General features: G+C 56.5%; 14 protein-coding genes. 9 read left to right on the plus strand and 5 right to left on the minus strand.

The annotated features are described in order from the left end of the window. The first annotated feature begins 178 nt into the window (after nucleotides 1-178). Nucleotides 179-1,723, plus strand: a complete 1,545-nt coding sequence (locus AC2FJ5_RS11935) for a trimethylamine methyltransferase family protein (RefSeq protein WP_142634141.1) — start codon at nucleotides 179-181, stop codon at nucleotides 1,721-1,723. Here AC2FJ5_RS11935 and AC2FJ5_RS11940 read toward each other — a convergent pair. Further along, nucleotides 1,716-2,024: a DUF6477 family protein gene (locus AC2FJ5_RS11940; protein ID WP_142634139.1), complete on the minus strand. Its 309-nt coding sequence runs from the start codon at nucleotides 2,022-2,024 to the stop codon at nucleotides 1,716-1,718. The genes AC2FJ5_RS11935 and AC2FJ5_RS11940 overlap by 8 nt on opposite strands. A 241-nt stretch (nucleotides 2,025-2,265) precedes the next feature. Between AC2FJ5_RS11940 and AC2FJ5_RS11945 the strand changes: the two genes are divergently transcribed. Continuing rightward, nucleotides 2,266-3,372 (plus strand): DUF6456 domain-containing protein, encoded by a 1,107-nt coding sequence (locus tag AC2FJ5_RS11945; RefSeq protein WP_496793477.1) that lies wholly within the window; start codon nucleotides 2,266-2,268, stop codon nucleotides 3,370-3,372. A 52-nt stretch (nucleotides 3,373-3,424) separates the two neighbouring features. Next, nucleotides 3,425-4,345: a hydrogen peroxide-inducible genes activator gene (locus AC2FJ5_RS11950; protein ID WP_496793478.1), complete on the plus strand. Its 921-nt coding sequence runs from the start codon at nucleotides 3,425-3,427 to the stop codon at nucleotides 4,343-4,345. A gap of 46 nt (nucleotides 4,346-4,391) precedes the next feature. Here AC2FJ5_RS11950 and AC2FJ5_RS11955 read toward each other — a convergent pair whose 3' ends face one another. Then, on the minus strand, nucleotides 4,392-4,940 hold the full coding sequence (locus AC2FJ5_RS11955) for a peroxiredoxin (RefSeq protein ID WP_496793480.1): 549 nt from the start codon (nucleotides 4,938-4,940) through the stop codon (nucleotides 4,392-4,394). A 265-nt stretch (nucleotides 4,941-5,205) separates the two neighbouring features. Between AC2FJ5_RS11955 and lipA the strand changes: the two genes are divergently transcribed. Beyond that, a complete protein-coding gene (gene lipA, locus AC2FJ5_RS11960) occupies nucleotides 5,206-6,156 on the plus strand; it encodes a lipoyl synthase (protein ID WP_496793481.1) in 951 nt (316 codons plus the stop codon). Then, the gene (locus AC2FJ5_RS11965) at nucleotides 6,153-7,295 is read left to right on the plus strand and encodes an amidohydrolase (RefSeq protein WP_496708389.1); all 1,143 of its coding nucleotides are present in this window, start codon (nucleotides 6,153-6,155) and stop codon (nucleotides 7,293-7,295) included. The genes lipA and AC2FJ5_RS11965 overlap by 4 nt, the downstream gene beginning before the upstream one ends. Before the next feature lie 4 nt (nucleotides 7,296-7,299). Here the strand turns inward: AC2FJ5_RS11965 and AC2FJ5_RS11970 are convergent, their stop codons facing one another. Both AC2FJ5_RS11970 and hpt read right to left on the minus strand, forming a co-directional pair. Beyond that, nucleotides 7,300-7,659: a hypothetical protein gene (locus AC2FJ5_RS11970; RefSeq protein ID WP_496700207.1), complete on the minus strand. Its 360-nt coding sequence runs from the start codon at nucleotides 7,657-7,659 to the stop codon at nucleotides 7,300-7,302. Nucleotides 7,660-7,790: 131 nt separating this feature from the next. Next, nucleotides 7,791-8,333: a hypoxanthine phosphoribosyltransferase gene (gene hpt / locus AC2FJ5_RS11975; protein WP_142634125.1), complete on the minus strand. Its 543-nt coding sequence runs from the start codon at nucleotides 8,331-8,333 to the stop codon at nucleotides 7,791-7,793. Between the two features lie 72 nt (nucleotides 8,334-8,405). Between hpt and AC2FJ5_RS11980 the strand changes: the two genes are divergently transcribed. Together AC2FJ5_RS11980 and AC2FJ5_RS11985 are read left to right on the plus strand one after the other, a co-directional pair. Beyond that, nucleotides 8,406-8,852: a type II toxin-antitoxin system RatA family toxin gene (locus tag AC2FJ5_RS11980; protein ID WP_142634123.1), complete on the plus strand. Its 447-nt coding sequence runs from the start codon at nucleotides 8,406-8,408 to the stop codon at nucleotides 8,850-8,852. Between the two features lie 38 nt (nucleotides 8,853-8,890). Further along, complete coding sequence (locus tag AC2FJ5_RS11985) at nucleotides 8,891-10,186, plus strand: MmgE/PrpD family protein (protein WP_496793482.1); 1,296 nt, start codon at nucleotides 8,891-8,893, stop codon at nucleotides 10,184-10,186. Here the strand turns inward: AC2FJ5_RS11985 and pyrC are convergent. Beyond that, a complete protein-coding gene (pyrC, locus tag AC2FJ5_RS11990) occupies nucleotides 10,183-11,220 on the minus strand; it encodes a dihydroorotase (protein ID WP_496793483.1) in 1,038 nt (345 codons plus the stop codon). The genes AC2FJ5_RS11985 and pyrC overlap by 4 nt on opposite strands. 161 nt (nucleotides 11,221-11,381) lie before the next feature. Between pyrC and AC2FJ5_RS11995 the strand changes: the two genes are divergently transcribed. Together AC2FJ5_RS11995 and AC2FJ5_RS12000 are read left to right on the plus strand one after the other, a co-directional pair. After that, a complete protein-coding gene (locus tag AC2FJ5_RS11995; RefSeq protein ID WP_271946832.1) occupies nucleotides 11,382-12,290 on the plus strand; it encodes an AAA family ATPase in 909 nt (302 codons plus the stop codon). Next, nucleotides 12,290-13,546, plus strand: a complete 1,257-nt coding sequence (locus AC2FJ5_RS12000; protein ID WP_496793485.1) for a vWA domain-containing protein — start codon at nucleotides 12,290-12,292, stop codon at nucleotides 13,544-13,546. Before AC2FJ5_RS11995 ends, AC2FJ5_RS12000 begins: the two co-directional genes overlap by 1 nt. Nucleotides 13,547-13,548 lie beyond the last annotated feature (2 nt).

Genomic DNA, 13,548 nt, shown 5'->3' on the forward strand with positions numbered 1-13,548 from the left:
GGTCCCGAAACGAATGACGAAGACCCGCGCGACTTTAAAAACATGTGCTGGGTCATTTGTGGCGGTTGTCCCCGACATTTTGTCGCTTTTTCCCCTATAGCGCCGTTATCCACGACTGCCATTGCGGCGGGTTCCTGTAACACACATGTAAATTCAACAACTGATACGGGATTTTCTCATGACAGAGGCAAACACCCGGCGCAGGGCGAGAGGTGGCGGTGGCGCTGCCCGCCGGGCCGAACGTACAGCGGTTCGTATCGAGACCGCAAAGTACATCGAACGCAATATTCCGAATTTCGAGGTTCTCAACGAAGAAGCGTTGCAGATCATCGAAACAAATGCGGAAACGCTTCTGGCCGAAGTCGGCGTCAATTTTGTCGACAACCCTGCGGCGCTGGAACGTTGGAAAGACGCGGGCGCCGATGTGGATGGCGAACGGGTGCGCATCCCACGCGGCCTTGCGCGCGAGTTGATCAAAACTGCGCCAAGCGAGTTCACGCAGCACGCAAGAAACCCTGAAAAGTCCGTGGTCATCGGCGGTCGCAATCTGGTTCTGGCGCCGGTCTATGGCCCTCCGTTCGTGCGTGATGCGCAAGGTGGCCGTCGCTATGCGACCATGGACGATTTCAACAAGTTCGTGAAACTGGCTTACATGTCAAAGTGGCTGCACCACTCGGGCGGTACTGTGTGCGAACCCACAGACGTTCCGGTGAACAAGCGTCACCTGGACATGCTGATGGCGCATATGACCTTATCGGACAAGCCATTCATGGGCTCGGTCACCGATCCCAGCCGCGCTCAGGATTCAGTGGAAATGTGTGAGATCCTGTTCGGCAAAGAGTTTGTTCAGGAAAACACGGTCATGACTTCGCTGACCAACATCAACTCGCCGATGACCTTCGACGATGTGATGATGGGGTCGCTGGAAGTCTACGCCAGGAATAATCAGGCCTGCATCATCTCGCCGTTCATCGTCGGTGGTGCGATGGCGCCGGTTTCGATAGCGGGGACATTGACACAGGTTCTGGCCGAAGTTTTGGCCGGTGTCGCGTACAGTCAGATCATCCGCCCGGGAGCGCCTGCTATCTTTGGTGCTTTCGTTTCGTCGATCGACATGAACTCAGGCGCGCCAACCTTTGGCACACCCGAGGCGTCAATGGTTACCTATGGCGCGGGACAGCTGGCGCGGCGTCTGGGTCTGCCGTTCCGCTCAGCCGGGTCGTTCTGTGGCTCGAAACTGCCCGATGCGCAGGCCGCTTATGAGACCGCGAACTCGCTGAACATGGGGCTGATGGCGGGTGTGAACTTCATGCTGCATTCCTGCGGCTGGCTTGAAGGTGGCCTGGTTGCGGACTTTGAAAAGTTCGTCATGGACGCAGATCAACTTGGCGTTCTGCACGGTCTGGCCAAGGGTGTGGCCTATGATGAGAACGCTCAGGCCATGGACGCAATCCGCGAGGTCGGCCCGGGTGGCCACTATCTGGGATGTGCCCATACGCAGGCAAACTTCAAAGAGGCGTTCTGGAAGTCCGACCTGCTGGACTACAAACCTTACGAAACCTGGGAAGACGAGGGCGCGCGCGATACGCGGCAGTTGGCCTCGTCTCGGGTCGAGCATTTGATTGCCAACTACAAGCAACCGGAACTCGACCCGGGAATTCACAGCGCTTTGACCGAATATGTTGAAAAGAAAAAGGCCTCTATGCCGGACGCTTTCAGCTGATAACTGAAAACTGTGAGGCGCGGCTGGCTTTGTACAGCTGCGCCTCACCCAATAGCGCGATCAGAAGGTCCAAATGACGGACCAGCGAATAGCCTGCATCTTCTGCCAGTCTCTGCGCGTTAACCTCTCGTTCAATATCCATCAAACGCATCAGCGCCGCGCCCGACCCAGGCAGCGATCCGTACCCAAGTATGCGTTGCAGGTGGCGGTCCCGATCATAGTCCTGCGCCCCGTGCTTGGCTGCCCGTGCCAATAGGCGGGGGCGGCGGAGGGCGGAAATCATGGTCATCAGGTCCTGCATATTTGGGCTCCACTTGTCGGATTAACGTTGGCCCATTTGTTTCACAACCTAAGCGGGTGTTGCCTTAATCGGGTTCTCCCCGAACTCACGCTTCATGAGTGTTTATGAATTTGAATGAAATCTGGTCATCACCTCCGGCAATTAACGAACGAGTAACGAAAGCGACTCTAGTTAGGATTGGTTAACAAAGTCACCGGGGGCGATAGAGAACAGATTGTTTCGTCGATGAGGGCACAGAACTATGGAAAACAACATGGCTTTCACCATTCCGGCTTGGGTACCTGAGGGGGCACAACGATACCTGGCCCACACAGAAACCGGCCAGTCGATCCGCGATATTGCGCGATCTGCGGGGTGCCATGCTTCGACCATTCTTAGACAAATCCGCCGAATTGAGATGCGCCGTGACGATCCATTGGTGGATGCGGCTTTGCAGTCGTTGGCCGAAGAACATTTTTCGGTCAATGATGCTTCTGATCGCACGGTTTCAGCGTTCAGTCATAATTCACACGTCGAAAAAGAAGAGGAATTCAACCACGAGGCCCTAAGGGTACTGCGCAGACTGTGTGAGACCGGTTCGGTCCTGGCTGTCGCTGAAGAAATGAACAAAGCAGTGGTGGTGCGCGATACCGGCGACGCCGCTGCGACCAGGACTGCAGTGGTTGATTGCAGGATCGCACAGGCATTGGCGTTGAAGGATTGGATTTCCTGCGACAACCCAGGCCGGATATCGCGCTACCGGATTACCAGCGCGGGCCGTACGGCACTGAGCCAGTTAATGGCCGATTTCGAGAACCAGGCAAGGTCTCGCAACGAACATGGAATGGCAGACGCGCCTGCTTCGTTTCATGGGGCGCCCTCTCACGCGACGACAAATCGCGCCCATCCAGAACGTCCCAGAAGAATGCGCTATAGCGCCGCAGAAAGCCCGCTGATCGCCCTGGCAAGGCGTCGGGATCGGGATGGAAAGCCGTTTTTAGATGAAGCACTTGTCGGGGCAGGAGAGCGCCTGCGCGAGGATTTTGAACTGGCTCAGATCGGACCTCAGGTTGCACAGAACTGGGACCATTTCCTGACTGCCGGTGGGCGCGGAAGTTTTGGAAGCGACGACACTGGCAACCGGGGTTCTTCAGAAGCGCGCGACCGCGTAGAGCGTGCATTGTCTGATCTTGGACCGGGGTTGAGCGACGTGGCTTTGCGCTGCTGTTGCTATCTGGAGGGGTTGGAATTGGCGGAAAAGCGAATGGGGTGGTCAGCGCGGTCCGGCAAAATCGTTTTGCGTATCGCATTACAGCGCCTGAAACGTCACTACCAGGATCAGGAAGAGCGCAGCCGTATGATCGGATAACGCTTTGATCGGTTTTGGTTGCGGTTTCAGGGTGGAGTGATAGCTAGGGGTTATGAACTTTACCCTTCGACAGCTCCTATACTTTAACGCTGTTGCGCAACAGCGCAACTTTGGGCGGGCGGCACAGATGTGTAACGTTTCGCAACCGGCATTATCTGTTCAGATCAAGGCGTTAGAAGAAACCCTCGGTGGTGCCCTGTTCGAGCGTAAGGCCCGTGACATATTGCTTACCCCTTTGGGGCGGGATGTGCTTGTATATGCGCGTCAGATACTTGGTGCCTCGGACAGGCTCGACCAATTTGCCAAGGATCACTCAAGCGGGCATCGGTCTTTGTCGATCGGAATAATCCCGACGATTGCGCCCTATGTTCTGCCAGGTGTTCTGGCGGGGTTAAGGGCGGCCGATGTTTCTTTGAGAGTGCAGATACGCGAAGCGCGGACAGAGCGCCTGTTGACGATGCTGCGCGCTGGTGAGATCGACGCAGGTGTGATCGCGCTGCCCTCCGGGGGAAGCGAATTGTTCGAACTTCCCTTGTTCGAGGATCGGTTCTTATTGGCCGGAAGTTCGGCACGGTTGCGCAATTTTTCCAGCGATACAGAGCGTTTGCGCCCTTTGGACCTTCAAAATGCACAGCTTATGCTACTGGATGATGGGCACTGCCTGACGGATCAGGCCCTGGAGGTTTGTGGTCAGGACCGCAGCAGCGGTCTGATTAACATGGGTGCCTCGTCTTTGGCGACATTATCCCGTTTGGTTGCCGAAGGGTTTGGATTGACGCTCATGCCAGAGCTTGCCGCCCGTTCCGAATCCGACGCGGTACCGGGTCTTGAGCTGATGCGATTTGCCTCGCCGCAGCCCGCAAGGACAGTGGGGCTAGTTCGTCGATCTTCTACCTCGCAGGAAGATTGGTTCGAAAGCCTGGCGGAAACCATTCGCACCGTCGGCGAGAGCATTGTCACGCAAACGCGCTAGTCACAAAAAAGCCCGCCTGAAGCGGGCTTTTCTGTTGAGGACGAACTCAGGCCAGTTCCGGCTCTTTGACTTCGTTTAGATGTTTCATCAGGTTTTCCGGTGACGAAACGCCATAGGGATCCTCGGGGCAGTTATCCATCAGTCCAGGCTCTTCAAACCAGGCTTCTACGATGCCGTCATTGATGATGGCCGCATAGCGCCAGGACCGCATGCCAAAGCCTAGATTATCTTTGTCGACCAACATGCCCATTTTACGTGTGAACTCGCCCGAGCCATCAGGGATGACCTTGACGTTTTTCAGGCTTTGATCCTGTGCCCATTTGTTCATGACAAAGCTGTCATTCACGGACATGCAATAGATTTCGTCCACACCTGCGGCTTTGAAATCTGCGTGGCCGTTTTCAAAACCGGGCAACTGATAGGTCGAGCATGTCGGGGTGAATGCGCCAGGCAGTGAGAACAGAATCACGCGTTTTCCTGCGAAATAGTCCGCCGTGGTCTTGTCTTCCCAGCGGAAGGGGTTTGGTCCTTCGACAGAGGCGTCTCGGACGCGGGTGTGAAAGGTCACTTCGGGCAGTTTGGTGCCAGATTTCATGATCGAACTCCTGTGAATCACGTACGGTTTTCGTGGACTTAAAAGGATTCCAAATCGGCTTCAATGGCCGATGTTCCAGCTGCGTCAGAATCGACCCATGAACGCGTAAGTTGCAGTTAATCATAGGAAATTATTTAGAATTTTGGCCCTGAGACGTCAAAGTCTTTCACCCAGATGCATAGCGGCTATGCATGGGTGGTGTAATAGCAGAGGTCAGTTTATGTTATGGGTAAACCGAATTGACCCAAAGTCAGAAAGACAGGCCGTGCGCGATCTGAACATTCCCGAACAAAGACACCCAGAAAAGGCTCATCGGTCCGACAATTCGCAGCCGAAAAAGCCCAGTTGGATTCGCGTCAAAGCGCCCGGTGGTCAGGGTTATGCTGACACGCGCAAGATCATGCGTGACAACAATCTGGTTACGGTCTGCGAAGAAGCCGGATGCCCCAATGTCGGTGAATGTTGGAGCCAGGGCCACGCGACCATGATGATCATGGGCGAGATTTGTACTCGCGGCTGTACCTTTTGCAACATCGCCACCGGTCGCCCGGATTCGCTGGATGCGTTTGAACCGGGTCGCGTTGCTCATGCGGTTGAAAAGCTGGGGTTGAACCATGTGGTCATCACCTCTGTCGACCGCGATGACCTTGCAGATGGCGGGGCAGAGCATTTTGCGCAGACCATTCGCGCCGTGCGTCACCGGTCTCCGGGTACGACGATCGAAATTCTGACGCCCGACTTTCTGAAATGCGATCCGTCCGTTCTAGAAGTTGTCGTTGAGGCAAAACCAGACGTCTTTAACCATAATCTTGAAACCGTACCCGGCCTCTATCCCGAAGTGCGCCCGGGCGCGCGGTATTTCCACTCTTTGCGTCTATTGCAGCGCGTGAAAGAGCTGGACCCGTCGGTCTTTACCAAATCCGGGATCATGGTCGGTTTGGGTGAGGATGGTCAGCAGGTCCGGCAGGTCATGGATGATATGCGCGCCGCTGAAATTGATTTCCTGACCATCGGTCAGTATCTGCAGCCCACGCCCAAACACCACGGAGTCGATCGGTTCGTAACGCCGGAAGAATTCGCATCCTATGAAAAGGCAGCTTATGGCAAAGGGTTCCTGATGGTATCGGCCACACCTTTGACCCGGTCGTCTTATCACGCCGGAGACGATTTTGCCCGGCTGCGTGAGGCACGCCGGAAAAAGCTGGAACAGGGGTGACACCTGAAGCGCATGCGCGGCTGACACGCCTGCGCCACGAACTGCATCAATATCCCGAACTATCCGGGCACGAGCGTGAGACCGCTGCCCGCATAACAGATCTTTTGCGGGGGTTCGGTGTGGACCATGTGCTTACCGGACTGGGAGGGCATGGCGTTGCCGCGGTTTTTGACAGTGGGCAGGCTGGGCCAACCGTTGGTATCCGGTGCGAATTGGATGGGCTGCCGATTCAAGAACTTGGCACGCACCTATATGTGTCGAAGGTTCCGGGCAAAGGGCATCTGTGTGGCCATGATGGGCACATGGCGATGGTGCTTGGCGTTGCCGAAGACCTGGCGCGTCACCGACCCCAAAAGGGTCGGGTGGTTTTGATCTTTCAACCGGCTGAAGAAACCGGGCGGGGCGCCATCGCCTTTCGCGCGGACCCTCAATTCGCGAAGATCGCGCCGGACTACGTGTTCTCTCTGCACAACCTGCCGGGGTTGGAACTTGGCGCTGTTGAGTTGTGTCAGAGTTCGGCTAACTGCGCCTCGCGCGGGATGAAAATCATCCTGACCGGCAAAACGTCCCATGCGGCTGCGCCTCAGGATGGGATTTCCCCGGCTGAGGCGATGTCCGAACTGGTTTCGAAGCTGGCGAGTTTAGGCGCAGGCGGCGCGTTGGATGCCGATTTTGCGCTGACAACTGTGACGCATGCCCGTTTGGGAGAGCCGACTTTCGGCGTCGCTCCGGGACAGGCCGAGATCTGGGTAACCTTGCGCACCGTTTCAGATGCCCGGATGCAGACGCTGATGACCGAGGCCGAGGCACTGGCGCGCCGCGCCGCATCGGCCGACAGTCTGGAGGTTGAGATCACCTATGACGATGTCTTCGAGGCCTGCGTCAATCACAGCGACGCGGTGAGCATCATCGCAACGGCCTGCGCCGAGCGTGGAGTACCGTGCCATTCAACAGAGACGCCGCAAAAGTTCTCAGAAGATTTCGGGCAATTTGGGAAAGGCGCAAAAACGGCCATGTTCTGGCTGGGGTCGGGGCAGGATCATCCGCAATTGCATAACCCTGACTATGATTTCCCAGACGCACTTATCTCGGTAGGAGTAGACGTATTTGTTGCCGCAATTCGATCACTTAATGGCTGAAACTTCAGTTTACGAGATCGCTCACTATTCCAACGGCATCAATGACTGTCTTAGTTTCATCAGATATCGACAGGATTTCGTCATCCACGCGGATATATCGCTGACCGGCGGGTAGGGGCTTCAACTTCCAGCCGTCCAGGTCATCAAGATAGTCAAAATTCAGATCGTTAGGGAGTTTCTGACCTCGCGTATAACGCTTGATCTGTCCGGGCGGTACACCAACGCCATTATTGGTCTTTATCGACTTTTCGATTTTCGACTTGTCTGGACCTTTCCCTTTGCCCTTGTTGTCTTTTGCGTCCGCAAGACCAACCGTTGCGGCGACTGCGCAAGTCGCCAGAAGCCCAATAGACATTACTTTCATAAGCAGAATCCTCCCAAGATGATTGGAGGGTAATCTGTTGTTGAGGGCGTTGTCCAATGGTATTCAATTAAGTGAATGCAAAGGTGCGCAGCAACTTTGACTATTGGAATCTGGGTCTATTTTTACCCTTCTCAGTCTTCGATAAAACGAACCTTACCAATAAATGGCAAGTTGCGATTGCGCTGTGCGTAGTCGATCCCGTAACCCACAACAAACTCATCAGGAATTTCAAACCCGATCCAGTCCGAACGGAAATCGACTTCGCGCCGGCTGGGCTTGTCCAGTAGTGCGATCGAGCGAAGTTTTCCAGGATCGCGGCTTTGCAGCAGATGAGTAACATGGTTCAGCGTGTGCCCGGTGTCGACGATATCCTCGACTACCAGAACGTCGCGACCCTCAATAGCGCCGCGCAGGTCTTTTAGAATGCGGACTTCCCGGCTGCTTTCCATCGCATCCCCGTAGGATGACGCCTCAAGGAAATCCACTTCAATGGGCAAGTCCAATTCGCGCACCAGATCGGCGATAAAGACAAAGCTACCACGCAGCAGGCCGACAACAACCAGCTTGTCGGTTCCGTCGAATTCGGCAGTGATTTCGCGGCAAAGTTCTTCGATCCTGGCGGCAATGGCCTTTGCCGAGATCATCTCATCAATCACATATCCGCGCTGGCTCATCACTGCCCCCTTGATCTTTGGCGCGCAACATACGACATGACGCGCCATTGTCACCTGCAAAAACCGGACGCCATGCCTATACATTCGGAAACGCGACACCTGCCTTACACTGCGCAACAGATGTACGATCTGGTTGCCGATGTAGCAAAGTATCCCGAGTTTTTGCCCTGGTGTGCGGCTGCACGTATCCGACGCTCATATGCAGCAGGAGAGGCACAGGTGATGGAAGCTGACCTGATCATTTCGTTCAAAGTGTTCCGCGAACGCTTTGGCAGCCGGGTTACCCTGTTTGCCGAACAACGCCGGATCGACACGGAATATCTGGATGGGCCCTTCAAATACATGAAGTCGGACTGGCATTTCGAGGACGCGGCAGAAGGCGGGTGCAACGTTTCGTTCCATGTTGATTTCGAATTCAAGAATGCCATTCTTCAGGGTATCATCGGAGTGGTCTTCAATGAGGCGATGCACAGGATCGTGAGGGCGTTCGAGGGCCGGGCAGAGGAATTGTACAGCTAAGTCTTTACCCGAAACCGGCGCTTGCTAGACTGCGCCTCATGACTGATTTTACCACAGCATTGGCCGATTTTGCCTCGGGGGCTGTTGCGACCTCGTCAGAGGCCCGTCTCGTAACCTCTCTGTCTGCGCTGGATTGGGTGGCTGTTGGCCGCGTCGGTGTTAGCGAACCCGTATCTCAGACCGTGCGCGCACTGGTTCTGGATGAAGGAGGCAACCCGCAGGCCCATCTGTTTGGCGGGGGGCTGGCTCCCGTCAGGGCAGCTGGTTTGGTTAACGGAACCATTTCCCACGCTTTGGATTATGATGACACGCATTTTGCGCATATCGGGCACCCTTCGGTCGCGGTTATGCCTGCGGCCTTTGCCCTTTGTGATTGGGACGACCGGATTCTTGTCGATGTCCTTGAGGCCGCTCTTGTCGGGATGGAGGTTTCGATCCGCGTAGGGCTTTGGCTGGGGCGTACGCATTACCAGGGCGGGTTCCATCAGACCGCGACGTCAGGTGCCTTTGGTGCGGCGGTCGCCGCTGGCCGGGTGCTGCGGTTCGATACGGAAAAGATGCGCCGGGTTCTTGGTCTGGCTGCCACCCGCGCCGCAGGGCTGAAAGCTCATTTCGGCACGATGGGAAAGCCCTATAATGCTGGGCTAGCTGCCGCTGCAGGGGTTGAGGCTGCGCTGTTGGTGTCCAAGGGGTTTGATCCCAACTCGGATGCGCTTGAGGGGCCCTATGGTTTTGGTGCAACCCATATGGGTCAGTCCGAACAGGCCGCTGCTCTGGATGGAATCGGAGAGACGTGGCTGTTCAAAGATGTAAGCCATAAGTTTCATGCCTGCTGTCATGGGTTGCACGCCGCATTAGAGGCTGCACGTGACCTGGATATTGCTGAACCCGAAGTAGCCGAGATCAGGATCAGGACCCACCCGCGCTGGATGTCAGTGTGTAATCAAACCTCTCCGACCACCGGGTTGGGGGCCAAGTTTTCCTACCGGACGGTTATTGCTATGCAAGCGCTGGGATATGACACAGCCTTGCCAGACAGTTTTTCGGATAAGGTATGTGCGGATAGGCGCCTGCAATCGCTGCGGGACCGGATTTCAGTCGAAGCCGATGAGACGCTGTCTGAAACTCAAGCGGATCTGTCTTTGCTGCGCCGCGATGGGGCTCGAAAACAAGCCAGCCACGATTTGCTTGGCCCTATGACATTGGCCGACCGGGAAGACCGGGTCAGAAGCAAGGCGGCCAAGCTGATCGGTGCCGAGGACGCAGACGCGATCTGGTCGATGCTGCGTACCGGTGGCCGCACCCGTGATCTGGCGAAAATGCTGGCGCGTTAGACGACGCGCCAGTGCAAGGGGAACCCGGGTTTGAATACTGTTACCGGGCCGTCGTCAGTTTCGATCTTGTCGGGATATTCAACGGGGTCGCCCTTGGTAAGGGTGATGGTTTCTTTATTCACCGGCAGGTCATAAAACGCAGGTCCGTTCAATGATGTGAACCCTTCCAGCTTGTCCAGCGCACTGGCTTTGTCAAACATCTCGGCCACAAGGGACATTGTGTTCGTAGCGGTGAAGCATCCCGCACAGCCACAGGCCATTTCCTTGTTTGCATCTGTGTGTGGCGCGCTGTCGGTGCCAAGGAAGTAGCAAGACATCCCAGAAGTTGCGGCGCTCATCAAAGCCTGGCGATGGGTCTCGCGCTTGGCCACGGGCAGGCAGTAGTAATGCGGTTTGATCCCGCCCACCAGGATGTGATTGCGGTTGATGATCAGGTGATGGGCCGTGATTGTTGCAGCAAGATCATCTCCACCGGATTGCGCATAAATCGCACCCTGAGCCGTCGTGATGTGTTCCATCACGACCCGCAAACCAGGAGTCGCCTGGCGCAGTGGATCAAGTATCGTATCGATAAAAACCTCTTCGCGGTCGAAAATGTCGACCTCGGCATCGGTGACTTCACCATGGACACACATCGGCAGACCGATCTCAGCCATTCTCTCAAGCACCGGGCGGACCTTGTCGAAATTACGCACGCCCGAGGCGGAATTGGTGGTTGCGCCTGCGGGATACAGCTTTACGGCCTTGATCAGCCCGCTTGCATGGGCTGCGGCGACATCCTCGGCGTCGGTGTCTTCGGTCAGGTACAAGGTCATCAGCGGCTCGAACGGCATGCCTTCGGGCAGGGCGGCCAGAATGCGGTCGCGATATGCGGCGGCCTGATCGCCGCGCACAACTGGCGGAACAAGGTTCGGCATTATGATCGCACGGGCAAAATGGCGTGCGGTTTCGGGCAGAACGGCCTGCAACATGGCGCCATCGCGCAAATGCAGATGCCAGTCATCGGGGCGGCGAATGGTCAGCGTATCAGTCATGCGCACCCGCTAGCACAGCCTCGGCCAAAGACCAACCAAACCGTGAGGATCTGGTGCAAAAACTTCACCTCTCTGCCGCGATGGCGTCTGGGTGGCGGGGCCGGGGCCTTGACGCCCCCGCGCTTGCATGACCTGTTAAGCAACGAAAGAAAGAGGGTTCCATGACGCAGCAAGATTCCATTGATACCGTGCAGCAAATGCTGGGCTCACAGGGTTACGTTTGCGGTCGGGCCTTGGCGACAGTGGTGTTTTTGTCGCTTAAACTGGGCCGCCCGCTATTTCTTGAGGGTGAGGCAGGTGTCGGGAAAACCGAGATTGCCAAAGCGCTGGCCGCTGGTCTGAACCGTCGCCTGATCCGCCTGCAGTGTTATGAAGGGCTGGACGCCTCCTCGGCGGTTTACGAATGGAATTTCCCGGCGCAAATGGTTGCGATCCGAACCGCCGAAGCCTCGGGCGGCGCTGACCGGGGTTCGTTGCAGACCGAATTGTTTTCTGACGACTACCTGATCGAGCGTCCGTTGCTGCAGGCCATGCGCCCGGATGAAAACGGGGCTCCCGTCCTGTTGATTGACGAACTTGACCGCACGGATGAACCGTTTGAGGCCTTCCTGCTGGAAGCGCTCAGCGATTTTCAGGTCACCATCCCCGAATTGGGCACTGTCAAAGCGCCGGAGCCACCGATTGTCATCGTTACATCGAACCGAACGCGAGAGGTGCATGACGCCCTGAAACGCCGTTGCTTGTACCATTGGGTCGATTACCCGGATTTTGACCGTGAAATTGAAATTCTGAACGCCCGCGCACCCGAGGTCGCCGAGGCGCTAAGCCGAGAGGTCGTCGCCTTTGTCCAACACCTGCGCACAGAGGATCTGTTCAAGAAACCAGGCGTGGCCGAGACGATCGACTGGGCCAAATGCCTGCTGGCGCTGGACGTCATCAACCTTAGCCCCGAAGTGATCGGCGACACGCTGGGAGCGATCCTGAAATATCAGGACGATATCCAGCAACTGCAAGGGTCCGAGGCGAAACGCATTCTGGATGAAGCCAAGGCGTCGCTGGAACCTGCCTGATGGCTGAACAGCTCCCTCTCGAAATCCCCGACAACCCAAAACTGGCGCAGAATATCACTCATTTCGCGCGGGCTTTGCGCAAGGCAGGGCTGCCGATTGGCACCGGGCGGGTTGTGGATGCGATCCGGGCGGTTCAGGTTGCGGGCTTCTCGGAAAAGCGGGATTTTTACTGGACGTTGCACGCTTGTTTCGTGACCCGACCCGAGCATCGGGCAGTATTTGCGCAGATTTTCCGCATGTATTGGCGCGACCCACGTTACATGGAACACATGATGTCCATGATGCTGCCCGCGATCCGCGGCGTTCAGGAAGAGCGCAAGGCCGAAGCTGCAGAGAAACGCGCGGCCGAGGCTCTGCTGGACGGCGTCGAACGGGACTTGCCTGACAACACTGACATCGAGGAAGAAACTGAGCTGGAGATAGATGCGTCGCGGACCGCGTCCTCGGAAGAACGGTTGCGCAATCTAGACTTTGAGCAAATGAGCACCGAAGAAATTGCCTTGGCCAAGCGCATTCTGGCACAGCTCAAATTGCCGGTAAAACCAATCGAGTCGCGCCGAGGCCAAGCCAGCCACCTTGGGCATCGGATCGACCGCGCCCGCACGCTGCGCGCATCCATGCGGCAGGGTGGTGAACTGCGGGACATCGCGTATTTGAAGCCGAAACAACGGTGGCCGAACCTTGTCGTTCTCTGCGATATCTCAGGATCTATGAGCCAGTACTCTCGTATCATCCTGCATTTCCTGCATGCGGTTTCAAACGTCAAGGGCGCGGGGTGGGCCAAGGTTCATGCGTTTACCTTCGGCACGAGGTTGACGAATATCACCCGGCACCTGCGCCAACGCGATGTGGATGCTGCCCTGTCGGCGGCAGGGGCCGAGGCGCAAGATTGGGAGGGTGGCACGCGGATCGGGGAATGCCTGCACGCTTTTAACCGTGACTGGTCGCGCCGGGTTCTGGGGCAGGGTGCGGTGGTGTTGTTGATTACGGATGGTCTGGATCGGGGCGAACCCGAGGTGCTTGGAAAAGAAATCCAGCGCCTGCATCTGTCAGCCCGCCGTTTGATCTGGCTGAACCCTTTGTTGCGATGGGATGGCTTTGCGCCAAAAGCGCAGGGGGTGGCGGCGATGCTTCCCCATGTTGACAGCTTTCGGGCCGGTCATTCCATTGCGTCGCTGGAAGATCTGGCCAAAGTCATCTCAAAACCGGATGACATGGGTGAGAAAGCGCGGTTGATGGCCGCGCTTTCGAAGTAGGT

Source organism: Ruegeria sp. CDSA221, from assembly GCF_059611825.1.